This window comes from Aliicoccus persicus, from assembly GCF_900110815.1.
GTDB lineage: Bacteria > Bacillota > Bacilli > Staphylococcales > Salinicoccaceae > Aliicoccus > Aliicoccus persicus.
Window position 1 is genome coordinate 527565 of record NZ_FOIT01000001.1, and the last position, 13772, is coordinate 541336.

A 13772-nucleotide genomic window follows, 5' to 3' on the forward strand; every position below is an offset into this window, starting at 1 on the left:
GTTAAACATGCATAAATATGAAAAGATTTGGTTGAGTTTCGGTACGGTTTCACTTGCTGTTTTCTTACTTATTTTACTAGTATCGGCACTTCATGGTGGTCACTCACCTGCCGCTAGTGGTATCGAAACAATTCACCCAGAGCACGTTTTAGATGATGAAAGATTTGCAAATCCTGGTCTGTACGAGTCAGATGATCCGGATTATGATTATGATTTATATTTCGTAGCCTCAGCATTCAGATATGATCCAGCTGAAGTAGAAATTCCTGTTGGTTCTCGCGTTAAAGTCTCAGTTGCAACAACTGATGTAATTCACGGTTTTCAAATTACAGGTACTAATGTAAACTTCATGGTTGAGCCTAGTTTAGTTTCTAACTATACATATACATTCAACCATCCAGGTGAATACTTAGTTCTGTGTAATGAATATTGTGGTATCGGTCATACAGATATGACATCAATAGTTAAGGTGGTGGAGTAAGATGGCAAACACAGTCAGAGAAAAAATAGGTGTGGTTAACGCTAAAGATTCAAAATTAGTATTAGCACATATGATTTTTGTCATCATCGCTTTAGCACTCGGTGGTACTGCTGGTTTAATTCAAGTGCTTGAACGTTCGGGTTACTTTGAGTTACCGAGCTGGATCAGTTATTATCAAGTATTAACATTACATGGTGTTGTATTGGCGCTTGTATTGACAACATTCTTCATCATGGGCTTCCAGTTCGCTGCAATTTCACGTGTTTGTGGTGGTTTAACAAATACGGAAAGACGAATTGGTTGGATCGGATTCTTCATGTACGCTACTGCAACAGTTGTCGCAGCAATCATGATTTTACTGAATGAAGCAACAGTATTATATACGTTTTATGCACCATTACAAGCACATGTTATTTACTATATCGCATTAGCTGTACTCGTCGTTGGTACGTGGGTTTCTGCGACAGCACAACTTATGAGTTACTTCAGATGGAAGAGACAGCACAAGGGACAAAAATCTCCTTTACTTTCATACATGGTCGCGATTAACAACGTCATGTGGTACATCTGTACGATTGGTGTCGCGACATCCGTACTTTTCATGCTAATCCCTTGGTCAGTCGGTTGGGTTGAAACAGTTAACGTTTCACTTTCACGTACACTATTCTGGTACTTTGGACACGCTCTTGTATACTTCTGGTTACTTCCTGCTTATATGGTTTGGTATGCAGTATTACCAAAAGTTATCGGTACACTTGGATTCTCAGATAACTTAGCGAGAATGTCATTTATGTTATTCCTGTTCTTCTCAATTCCGGTTGGTATCCACCACCAGTTAACAGAGCCAGGGATCGATGCATTCTGGAAGAGTGTTCAAATTGTCTTAACATTCATGGTTGTTATTCCGTCATTAATGACAGCATTCAGTATGTTTGCAGTATTTGAAACTTATGGTCGTCAGCAAGGTGCTAAAGGACTTGTCGACTGGTTTAAAAAATTACCGTGGACAGATTCAAGATTCGTCTTACCGTTTATCGGAATGTTATTTTTCATTCCAGGTGGTATCGGTGGTATCATCAACGCTTCAGGTCAAATGAACCAAATGGTACATAACACAATCTGGATCGTTGGACACTTCCATATTACAGTCGGAACACCAGTTGTATTAACATACTTCGGTGCGATGATGTTCTTGTTACCGCATATTACAGGTCGACAATTAACACCAGCACTTAATAAGATGGGTCTATTCTTTGCCTATACATGGGCACTCGGTATGACCATCATGTCAGCAGCGATGCACTTTATCGGTTTAACAGGAGCACCACGACGCTCTAACTTCTCAGAGTATGGTGGACACCCAATCGCAGAAACGTGGCAAACGTATCAAATTGTACAAGCCGTCGGTGGTACGTTCTTATTCATTGGTATCATGATCGGTATCGTGCTATTCATCCGATTGATGACATCAGAAAAAACTGGAATCGTCGAAGAATTCCCTGTTGCAACATTCATGGATGAAAACGCACCAGTAACACGATTTGTTGAAAACTGGAAGTTCTTAGTATTAGTAACAGTGTTCTTAGTACTTGTTGCTTACACTGTTCCGATTTATCAGATGCTAACAGAATATACAGTTGGTGCTAAAGGATTTAAACTTTGGTAATAAAATAGTAATTATTAAAGGGTTCTGGATAATTGTCCATAGCCCTTTTAATTTAGTTGAAACTTTCGGAATAATAGTTCACATATTTTAAATAGAACGAAAGAGAATACGAAAGAAGCAGGAATATAAAATATATTTGCTAAATTTGGAAAAACTGGTTTTTCCTTCAAATAAAAGTAATTACCATCTGTGAATATGTTTGTCACGTAAGCGACGATTACATAGAGTATAAACCACGGAAATTCGCGTAAACTGTCCCACCTATTGATCGTCTCGTTATATGCGATGATCCCGTAAAAAGGAAGTAGAATTGTAATTGCATGGTTCACAAAGAAACTGATACCAATCGGATGTGTAATACCATAGACACGACTTGGATATAAAAAGCTTAAATAAGCAAAGGCACTAAACAATGCTAAAACTGTAAATACCTTCTTGTTCTTCGTGATAAAGTATATAATTCCAAGAATAGAATTTATGCGACTGATATGAAGAGGCAAAGATTCTGCAAGGTCAAAATCATAAAGTACAAAGTATGAACCATATAGAACGATCTGTTGAATAATACTTAAAACAAGTATTACGAGAGTTATGATAGCTCGATGTTTTTTTATAAATGAAATGTTTGTAAATAAAAGTATTGCTACGACTATCATGCCTGCGACGTATATTAAATGATCAGGCCCAAACAAAGTGATATATTCACCATATTTCGTCAATCTTTCACTTCCTTTAGAAAGTATTAATTATAAGTTCATTATAGTCTAGAAGTTTAATAATAGAAATCATGAAAATGGGGAGATTATTGGTCATCTCTATTCAATCCAAAAATAGAACTCTTCGTGCTTACTAAGACTAGAAAAGTGTGGTGAGTGAGCACGGTTTCTGTTTTTGTGCTTACTCAGACTAGAAAAGTGTGGTGAGTGAGCACGGTTTCTGTTTTTGTGCTTACTCAGACTAGAAAAGTGTGGTGAGTGAGCACGGTTTCTGTTTTCGTGCTGACCCAGACTCGAAAATCGTTGTTAGTGAGCAGGAGGTATAGTTTCACTCTATTCTTTTAGTGCAAGTCCCTCACTCCACCACTCATCCTACAAAAAACGACGTTGGGATCTTATCAAAGGCCCAACGCCGTTTATCACAAAACAATATCTAATTATTTGCTTCTTCTTTCACTTTCTTCAACACATCTGCAAACACTTCTGTCGGTTGTGCACCGGACACTGCATACTTACGATCAAAGATAAAGAACGGCACGCCTTGGACGCCTAGTTGGCCTGCTTCTTCTTGGTTGGCCACAACGATATCTTCATACTTGTCACTATCTAATAAGGCCTCTACTTCTGCCTGTTCAATGCCAGCGTCAACAGCATTCTTAACTAAAATTTCACGATCATTGACAAGCTCACCTTTTACAAAGTGTGACTCGAACATATTTTCAACGACTTCTTGCATCTTACCATGTTCTTTCGCCAAATGTGTCACTCGGTGTGCATCTAAAGTATTTAAGGTATACACTTTCTCAGCATTAAAGGCTAGCCCGACTTCTGCAGCGGTATCTGCAACTTGTTGGTTCATTTCTCGTGCTCTATCGATTGTCATATTATATTTCTTCGCCAGCACGTCTACTGTTTTCTCAACTGTATCTTTAGGTAATGTCGGATCGAGTTGGAAGCTCTTAAACTCTACTTCCACTTCTCCATCGAATTCTTTTACAGCATTTTCAAATTTACGTTTACCAATATAGCAAAACGGACAGTTAATATCCGACCAAATCTCTACTTTCATATCGTTCTCTCCTTCATCCATAATCGTTATTTCAATTTTAACTGAACGACAATTAAATGAACAAATTATCTGATTGATGATAAAACCCGAACAACGGATGTGTTCGGGCATCATCAATTACTTTTCTTTTTTGTTTACAGTCAAACTCAATTCTTCTAGCTGTGTTTCTGCTACTGCTGACGGTGATTGGTTCATCAAATCCATCGCTGATGATGTTTTCGGGAATGCAATCACGTCTCTAATACTGTCTGTTTGGGCAAGTAACATGACGAAGCGATCTAATCCATATGCAATACCGCCGTGTGGTGGTGTGCCATATTTTAATGCTTCTGTGAAGAATCCAAACTGTGCTTGAACTTCTTCTTCTGTAAATCCGAGTGCTTCGAACATTTGCTCTTGCACATCATTGTTGTGAATTCTAATCGATCCACCACCGAGTTCGTAACCATTTAAGACGATGTCATATGCTTTTGCTTTGACTTCACTTGGTGCACTTTCTAATTTCTCTAAATCATCATCTTGTGGTGATGTGAATGGGTGGTGTGCTGCAAAGTAACGCCCTTCTTCTTCGTCATATTCAAAGAGTGGCCAGTCGACGATCCACACGAAGTTATACGTGTCTTTATCTGTGAGATTTAAGTCTTTACCGAGTTTCACACGCAAGTTACCGAGTGATGCATGGACGACGTCTGCTTTGTCTGCCACAAATACGACAAGGTCATTTTCTTCGATGTTTAAAGTACTTTGTAGCTCTGCTTGCTCTTCTTCATTAAAGAATTTGGCAATTGGGCCAGATAAAGCCCCTTCTTTAAACTTCATCCAGGCAAGTCCCTTAGCACCATATGTCTTTGTGAATGCTTCTAACTTATCGATATCTTTTCTCGAATAGTTATCTGCTTCTCCTTTGATGACGATAGATTTTACGACGCCTCCATTTTCTACTGTTGATTTAAATACATTAAAGTCAACTGTTGAAGCAAACTCTGATATATCTTGCAGTTTTAAATCGAAGCGTGTATCTGGTTTGTCGACACCGTAATTATTCATCGCATCATCATATGTCATGCGTGGAATCGGTAACGTTACATCGACACCTTTAACAGTTTTCATAATGTGCTGAATGAGTTTTTCATTCATCGCGATGATGTCTTCTTGATCAACGAATGACATCTCAATATCGACTTGTGTAAATTCTGGCTGACGGTCCGCACGTAAGTCTTCATCTCTAAAACATTTAACGATTTGATAATACTGCTCAAATCCTGACACCATCAGTAACTGTTTATAGAGTTGTGGGGACTGAGGCAGTGCATAGAACGATCCTACGTGGATACGTGACGGCACCAAATAGTCTCGTGCACCTTCTGGTGTTGATTTAGACAATACTGGCGTCTCAATATCAACGAAATCTTGTTCATCTAAAAATGAACGGAATGCTCGTGTGATTTTATGACGCAATCTTAAAATTTCTTGTAATCTCTTCGTACGTAGATCCAAGTATCTATATTTTAAACGATTTTCCTCAGACACTTCTTTGTCACTTGGTGAAATCGGTGGTGTTGCTGCTTTAGATAAAACTTTAATATCCGTAGCTTCTATTTCAATCTCACCACTGCTGATGTTTTTATTCACTTGTTTTTCTTCTCTAGCGACAACTTTACCTTGTACACTGATGACGTATTCTGAACGTACTTTATCTGCAACTTCGAGAGCTTCTTTGGAATACTCTGGATTAAAGACGACTTGAACGATTCCAGTCTTATCGCGAAGGTCGATGAAAATAAGTCCGCCTAAATCACGTCGTTTTTGCACCCATCCTCTTAATTCAACAGCGTCATTAATTCTATCTTTTGTCATTGATACAGCATATTCTCTCATCTATTTCGCCTCCAATAAGTAGTTTGCAAGTTCATCGAGTTGAACTGTATTAACTTCACGTGTCGCTTGATTTTTAATCTCGACTTGATTTGATTCAATCTCGTTTTCACCGATAACAATTGTATACATTGCACCACGACGATCGGCATCTTTCATCTGTGCTTTTAGCTTTCTTTCTTTATAATCTGTATCCACAGCAAAGTTTTGTTTTCTTAACTCAAAGAGTAACTCTGCTGCTTTATCTCGTGCGGCATCATCAAGCGTACAAATATAGAGATCAAGTCCTTCTGGTTGTGGAATTTCAACGCCTTCAGCTTCTAACGCTAGAAGTGCACGTTCAATACTCAGTCCAAAACCGATACCTGTCTCACTCGGTCCGTCGAGCATTTCAAGTAATCCATTGTAACGTCCACCACCACATAGTGTCGTGATTGCACCAAATCCTCTCGCCTCACTCATGATTTCAAATGCAGTATGTGTGTAGTAATCCAGACCACGAACGAGATTATAATCGATCTCATACGGAATATTGAGTTGTTTCAATCCTTTCTTCACTTTCTCAAAATATGCTTTTGAGTCATCATTTAGAAATTCATAAATATTTGGCGCACTTTGTACTAATTCGTGCTCACGGTCCACTTTACAGTCTAAAATGCGCATTGGATTCGTATCGATACGTGATTGACAATCTGCACAAAACTCGTGGATCGATGGTTTGAAGTGGTTCACGAGCGCTTCGTTATATTCTTTTCTTGAACCCAAATCACCGATACTATTGATATACAATTTTATATCCTTTAGTCCAATCGACTGATAAAAATGCATCGCAACACTGATTACTTCAACATCAACGAGTGGATTTTCGACACCAATTGCCTCAACGCCATATTGAACGAATTGACGATAGCGCCCCTTTTGCTTTCTTTCATAGCGGAACATCGGTGTAATATAATATACTTTTACCGGTTGTTCTAAGTCATGCTGCATCTTGTTTTCTATGTAACTTCTAACAACTGGTGCTGTACCTTCTGGCTTTAAAGTGATGCTGCGATCACCCTTATCAGTGAATGTATACATTTCCTTATTGACGATATCCGTTGAACCACCGACACCTCTAACAAAAAGGTCAGTATCTTCAAACATCGGTGTGCGGATTTCTGTATAGTTAAACGCAGTTGATATATTTCGTAATTTTTCCTCAATGTAGTGCCACTTGTAAATCTCACTAGGTAATATGTCCTGTGTACCTTTTGGAATTTGAATCATGTTAACCCCTCCTATTTTCTATAAAAAAATCCCTTATGCCTAAATAGACATAAGGGACGATATGGATATCGTGGTACCACCCTAGTTCACGTTTAAAAACGCACTCAACATCTTAACGGTTGTCACCGATTCACTGTAAGCAATGTGTCTCTATCAGTTTACTTATCTTACTTTCACCACACGTAAGACTCTCTAAAAAGCGAACGCTCATAGTTCATTGCATGAATAATATTTAGTAATCTAACTATAGTCTCGATTTTTCAGTCCGTCAAGTCTCTAATCTATATAATTTGAAATACCAAGCATAAGGCCTTCGACAATTTCATGCTTATACTCGTATGATGATAATATGTAGTCATCGATTGGATTGCTTAAGTAACCCAGTTCAACAAGGACACCTGGATAATCAATTTGCCAGATGACTTGATACCCATTTTCTCGTATCCCTCGTTCATACATCGGAGAATGCACCGCCATGCCATCTGTAATCGCTTCTGCAAATTCTATTTGAAAGTCGTGCGCATAGTGTACGGTATATCCATGTATGCCAGGGTCTTCGAACGTGTCACTATGCAAGCTTATAAACAAGTCACCTTCAATTCCACGTTCATCCAGTTCGCTAGATTCTTCTAACTCGCGCGTTAAGGTGACTTCTGCATTGCTTTCGAGTAATCGATCTCTCAGTGCATCTGCATATTCGAAAACGATATTTTCTTCGAGCAAACCACTTTGACTGACTGCACCTGGATCATAGCCACCATGTCCTGGGTCAATCACGACATGTACACCATCAAAATCGTAACTTGCGAAATCATATTCAGGCTCTTCTTCAACATCATCTAAGTTCGAAAAATCCATCGTATACGTATCTTCAACATCTTCATAAATATAGTTTTGATACACTTGAACCGCAACAAATATAATTAAGCTTGTGATTAATAAATAAAAAAGTGGTATCGCGTACAGGTGCTTTTTATCGTTGAGAAATTTCAAAACATGACGCGCACCAATCAGTAAATATTTAAGTATGAATTGAATAAATTTCCAAATAGCCGATAACACTTTTTTTAGTTGCTCTGTAAAATTATCCATTAAACAATACTCCCATTTTGCGATTCATAGATGATAGTTATCGGTCCCTCATTTGTCAGTGAGACATTCATCATCTCTCCAAAAAATCCTGTCGTCACATCAAGTCCCTGTTCTTTTAACACTTGATTAAAGTGATCATAAAGTTCCATTGCCTGTTCTCTTTTTGCTGATTTTGAAAACGACGGGCGATTTCCTTTTCTCGTATCTGCAATCAGCGTGAATTGAGATATACTCAGTATCTCCCCACACACCTGTTTGATTGAAAGATTAATTTTTCCATCCTCATCTTCGAAGTTACGGGAGGCAGCAATTTTTTCAGCTAACTTTGTAGCATCTTTTTTGCTTGAGTCTACACTGACACCCACAAGAAGGCAGTATCCTCTCCCGATACTGCGAATGATACCATCTGATTCAACTGAAGCTTCTGATACTTTTTGTAGTACGACTCTCATGTTTTATCCTCACTTAAAAATTCTCTCAACACTATAGATTTCAGGAATCTGTTTAATTTTTTCAACGAGTTTGTAAATGTCAGATACATTATTAATCATCACAGATAAATTCACAATCGCATATGCATCTTCTGTCGTTTTCCCATGAACACTCGTGATTGGGAATTTAGCACTTGAAACGACGTTTAATATTTCATTAACAAGACCAACTCTATCATAACCGGATACTTCTAAGTCAAGTTGGTATTTACGGTCCTTATCCGTATTGCGTACCCATTCGACGTCGATCAATCTTTCTTGTTCATTACGTATATTTGGACACGTACTGACATGCACTTTTACCCCATGCCCTTTCGTAATGTATCCCTTAATATCATCGCCTGGCACTGGATGACAACATTTAGACAACGTGATGAGTAAGTTATCCATGCCTTCGACATACACGCCAGATTCGGTGCTGATATCCTTGTAGTACATCGTGCGGTCGATTTCTTGAACGTTATTCGTCTTCGGTTCATCGCGTTTTAACTTCTCAGTCAATCGATTGACGACTTGTGCTTCCGTCGTGCCACCAAAGCCGACCATTGCAAATAGATCATCTTCACTATCTAAATTATAGCGCTCAAGGACCGGTTTCATATTCGTACTTCTAAATGCATCTTCGACTTTAAAGTCTCGTGCTTTGAGCTCTGCTTCAATTGCAAAGCGTCCCTTTTCAATATTGCTGTCACGATCTTGCTTTTTAAAGAATGATTTGATTTTATTTTTTGCACTGGATGATTTTACGAGTTTTAACCAATCCCGACTCGGACCATATGATTGTTTACTCGTTCTAATCTCAACAATTTCACCTGTCGTAAGCTCATGATCAATCGGCACGATTTTACCATTGACTTTCGCACCAATCATGCGATTTCCAACTTCACTGTGTACTTGATACGCAAAGTCGATTGCAACCGCACCTTGTGGCAACTCAACGACGTCACCTTCTGGTGTGAACACATAGACTTTGTCACTGAGTAAATCCATCTTCAGTGCATCCATAAATTCTTCCGCATCTGGTGTTGATGCTTGGTTATCGACTAAATCTTTAAACCAAGATAAACGACTTTCAAGCGATTTTGGTTTTACAGATTTGCCTTCTTTATATGCCCAGTGTGCGGCAACACCATTTTCTGCAATCTCATGCATCTCATATGTTCTAATTTGAATCTCTAACGGGTCGCCATTAGGTCCAACGACCGTCGTATGAAGTGATTGATACATGTTCGGTTTCGGCATTGCGATATAATCTTTAAATCGCCCAGGCATCGGTCTCCAAATGGTATGAATGACACCGAGTGATGCATAACAATCTTTCACGTTGTCAACGAGTAAACGTACGGCAAGTAAATCAAATATTTGATCAAACTGCTTGCCTTGCTTCATCATTTTTTTGTAAATAGAGTAAATGTTTTTCGGACGACCAGACAGCTCACCTTTAATATTTGTACTCTCTATTTCTGTCTGTATTCTATCTATTGCTTCATTGACAATTGCTTCGCGATCACTGCGTTTCTTTTTCATTAAATTGACGATTTTAAAATAGTTCGGTGGATCAATATAGCGCAGTGAAATATCTTCAAGTTCCCATTTGATACTCGATATACCAAGACGATGTGCGAGCGGTGCATAAATTTCAAGCGTCTCTTGTGAAATACGCAACTGTTTATCTTCTGGCATCGCTTTTAGCGTGCGCATGTTATGCAATCGGTCAGCGAGTTTCACAAGGATCACTCGGATATCTTTTGCGATTGCAATAAATAATTTACGGTGATTCTCTGCTTGTTCTTCTTGCTTCGAACGGAATTTAACACGATCGAGTTTTGTCACACCATCAACGATCACTGCAACTTCTTCGTTAAACATGCTGACTAAATCATCATGTGTGTACGTCGTATCTTCAACGACATCATGAAGAAACCCGGCAACAATCGTCGCTGCATCGAGCTTTAATTCCGCAAGTATCCCTGCGACTTGAACAGGATGAAGAATATAAGGCAATCCGTTTTTACGCAATTGACCCTCATGTGCCTTTTCAGCCAGTTCATATGCTTTTTCTAACATACTGATGTCTTCATCATTCATGTATGTTTTACACAATGCTATTACTTTATCTTTTGTATAAGCATATTCCTTATCCATGACGTGTCATTTCCTTTATGAGAATAATAATCCTATTTTACTATATATACCCATGTCTGTGGTACTTTTAAAAGATTAAAAATGTGTAACAAAAAAACGCATTCCATAAGTTAGACTAATTAGAACACGTTTTTATGTAATTTTTATGATTCGTAAGTAATTAATGATAACTTATCATATCCTTGAATACGTTCTACACCATTTAAATACTTAAGTTCAATTAAAAATGCTAACCCGACGACAATACCGCCAAGTTGTTCAACGAGTTTAATCGATGCTTCAATCGTACCACCAGTCGCGAGCAAATCATCAGTAATCAATACGCGCATGCCTGGTTTGATCGCATCGTTGTGCATCGTTAAAATGTTTGATCCATACTCTAAATCATATTCATATTCGATCACTTCACGCGGTAGTTTACCACGCTTTCTAACCGGTGCAAATCCAACACCCATGCTATAAGCAACCGGGCAACCAATGATGAATCCACGTGCCTCTGGACCGACGACGATATCAATTTCTTTTTTTCTTGCGTATTCAACGATTTGATCTGTCGCATATCTAAATGCTTCACCGTTATCCATTATAGTCGTGATATCTTTAAAGTTGACGCCTGCCCTTGGCCAATCTTGAACTTCTGTTACGTATTGTTTCAAATCCATCTTTACCCTCACCTAACTTGTAATAGTTCTCTTAAATAAGTTTTTAACTCTTCACTTGTAATCATTTTTAATTGAGATTCACTATGTAATTGTCGCACCAACTTATTATAGAGAATCGAATCATTAATGTCGAGTAACGTCTGTCTATCACCTAAGTTAATAATAGCATGCGCTAGGTGAATACGTTTTAAATCTTCGAGAATATCGATAATCATTTTGATCTCTTTCATTGAAACATCTACACGTTTCGCAAGATGTGGTGCATGCACTTTTAAATCAATACTACCATCTTTCGCATTACCGATAATTTCATCTACTTCTATAATCTTAGCCTCTGTTGGTAAACCAGTGAAATAGAGTTCAGTCTGCTGATGAAACAAGACGACGAGTTTTGAAACATAACAACCACGGAGTGATTGTTCTAATGCATCAAGATCACTTGGCAAATCTCGGAGCACGAGTGTATTTAATGTGAATGGTATCTTTTCACCGTAATAATAGTAATTGTCACCGAGTTTCTTTTTATCTACATCGATTAAAAATACTGCTTCTTCCTTATCGATCATATCAAAGTTTTGGTTATGCTTCGCACGCATATCGATAATCTGAACATGATCAATTCTTGAATCCAACAAATTCATTTGTAACGTGCGATTTTGATTGAAATGATTGATGTTTAACGTGCCGATAAAATGTGCTGTATCATGAACGGATAACTCATCTTTTAAATCACCAAAACCAAATCCGATGACACCCATATTTAGTTCTGGAAATTGCATTTTAATATGACTGCGGTCTTTACCCACACGTTTGATCTCACCTATTTTCACATCGTGAGCTAAGACAATCGGTATACCAAACCCTTGGCCGAATGGTTTTAATCGAAGAAATTTTTCATAAGTTTTCAGTGTCACTAACTCTGAATTTAACTTGATATCAATCATTTTAAGTGGTTTTAACTTTAAATAAAGTTTAGCTACATGATCATTCAACGTTGATTTGAATGACTCGATTTCACCTTGATGAACGGACACACCGAGTGCCTGTTCATGTCCGCCAAAATGGACGAGAAGGTCTTTCACTTGGTTGATTTGTTCATAGAGATTAAATCCTTCGATTGAGCGACCAGAACCGACGTACACATCATCTTTTAACGATAAGACAATTGCGGGTTTACCGAAATGTTCACTGATCTTTGAAGCTACGATTCCGAGTACACCATGGTGCCAAGCGTCATTATAAACAACGAGAATATCATCACTTGCATCAACAGCATTCATCGCCTCGGCGGATATCTCTTCAACCAAATGTTTGCGTTGTTTATTCGTCTCTTCAATCTCTATCGCATATTCTGTCAGTTGACTTGTATCTGTTTCAAGTAATAACTCAACACCGATTTCAGCTGCACCAAGTCGACCAGTCGCGTTTAGACGCGGACCGATTGAATAACCGATAATCTCCTCATCGATTACACCACTATGTCCAGACGCTTTTAAGAGTTGTGCAATGCTTCGGTGTGCGGATTGATTAAGTAATTTGATTGCTGCTTTTACAAATGCTTTGTTCTCATCAATCATCGGTACGAGATCTGTCACCGTTGCAATGCCTGCAAGCATTAAATCATCGTCATTAGCAAGATTCATTGCATCGAGTAATTTATAGACAACAGCTGCCGCACAAAGTTGTTGGAATGGATAATCTCCTTCTGGATGTGCAGGGTGTAAAATATGTGCATTTGGCAACACATCTTTGAACTGGTGATGATCAATCACGATTACATCGATATCGCTCATGCGCAACTCTTCAATCTTATCGATTGCAGCCACACCGTTATCGACGAAGATGACGAGGTTTTTATCGAATGCTTCACTTTTCTGTAAACCAACTTCACTTGGCCCATAACCTTCTTCAAGACGATTCGGGATAAAGTACGACATATGATCAGTGAGCGTTCGTAAGTTTTTGTATAACAATGTTGTTGAAATGATACCGTCTGCATCAAAGTCGCCATAGATTAAAATATCTGACTGTGTATCGACATGATATTGGATCACTTCAATGATCTCTTCAATATTGTACAAGCATTCACTATCATAAAATTTTGGATTCATTATGCGATTCAATTGTTCTTCAGTCAAAATACCGCGATTTTCTAATATGGTTACTTCAAGAGGGTCAAGAGAAAATTGTTTTATGAGTTCGGGAGAAATACTCCCTTTCTTTTCTCTTTGTCTCCATTCAAATTTTGATTGCTGCATTTCGTCACATCCTAAAAATACGTCTAAGCACGCTTAGACGTATTTTGT

The 13772-nt window shown here is 38.3% G+C and carries 11 protein-coding genes; 2 read left to right on the forward strand and 9 right to left on the reverse strand.

Going from position 1 to position 13772, the window contains the following annotated elements; translation table 11 throughout:
* The first annotated feature begins 7 nt into the window (after positions 1 to 7).
* Positions 8 to 481: a cupredoxin domain-containing protein gene (locus BMW30_RS02575; protein WP_091473613.1), complete on the forward strand. Its 474-nt coding sequence runs from the start codon at positions 8 to 10 to the stop codon at positions 479 to 481.
* A gap of 1 nt (position 482) precedes the next feature.
* Entirely contained in the window at positions 483 to 2147 is a 1665-nt protein-coding gene (locus BMW30_RS02580) for a cbb3-type cytochrome c oxidase subunit I (protein ID WP_091473615.1), read from the forward strand.
* 47 nt (positions 2148 to 2194) lie between these two features.
* Here the strand turns inward: BMW30_RS02580 and BMW30_RS02585 are convergent, their stop codons facing one another.
* The 9 genes from BMW30_RS02585 to recJ all read right to left on the reverse strand — a co-directional run bounded on the left by BMW30_RS02585 (position 2195) and on the right by recJ (position 13724).
* Positions 2195 to 2866: a YwaF family protein gene (locus tag BMW30_RS02585; protein ID WP_091473616.1), complete on the reverse strand. Its 672-nt coding sequence runs from the start codon at positions 2864 to 2866 to the stop codon at positions 2195 to 2197.
* Between the two features lie 430 nt (positions 2867 to 3296).
* Positions 3297 to 3932, reverse strand: coding sequence for a DsbA family oxidoreductase (locus BMW30_RS02590; RefSeq protein ID WP_091473617.1), 636 nt, complete (start codon positions 3930 to 3932; stop codon positions 3297 to 3299).
* 117 nt (positions 3933 to 4049) lie between these two features.
* Complete coding sequence (gene aspS / locus BMW30_RS02595) at positions 4050 to 5810, reverse strand: aspartate--tRNA ligase (RefSeq protein WP_091473619.1); 1761 nt, start codon at positions 5808 to 5810, stop codon at positions 4050 to 4052.
* The gene (gene hisS, locus BMW30_RS02600; RefSeq protein ID WP_091473621.1) at positions 5811 to 7076 is read right to left on the reverse strand and encodes a histidine--tRNA ligase; all 1266 of its coding nucleotides are present in this window, start codon (positions 7074 to 7076) and stop codon (positions 5811 to 5813) included. It lies immediately after the preceding gene.
* A 276-nt stretch (positions 7077 to 7352) separates the two neighbouring features.
* A complete protein-coding gene (locus BMW30_RS02605) occupies positions 7353 to 8168 on the reverse strand; it encodes an N-acetylmuramoyl-L-alanine amidase family protein (protein WP_091473624.1) in 816 nt (271 codons plus the stop codon).
* Entirely contained in the window at positions 8168 to 8620 is a 453-nt protein-coding gene (dtd, locus tag BMW30_RS02610; RefSeq protein ID WP_091473626.1) for a D-aminoacyl-tRNA deacylase, read from the reverse strand. Before dtd ends, BMW30_RS02605 begins: the two co-directional genes overlap by 1 nt.
* 9 nt (positions 8621 to 8629) lie before the next feature.
* Positions 8630 to 10804 (reverse strand): RelA/SpoT family protein, encoded by a 2175-nt coding sequence (locus BMW30_RS02615; RefSeq protein WP_091473628.1) that lies wholly within the window; start codon positions 10802 to 10804, stop codon positions 8630 to 8632.
* A gap of 143 nt (positions 10805 to 10947) precedes the next feature.
* Positions 10948 to 11466 (reverse strand): adenine phosphoribosyltransferase, encoded by a 519-nt coding sequence (locus tag BMW30_RS02620; protein ID WP_091473631.1) that lies wholly within the window; start codon positions 11464 to 11466, stop codon positions 10948 to 10950.
* Positions 11467 to 11474: 8 nt separating this feature from the next.
* A complete protein-coding gene (gene recJ / locus BMW30_RS02625; protein WP_091473632.1) occupies positions 11475 to 13724 on the reverse strand; it encodes a single-stranded-DNA-specific exonuclease RecJ in 2250 nt (749 codons plus the stop codon).
* Between the last annotated feature and the right edge of the window lie 48 nt (positions 13725 to 13772).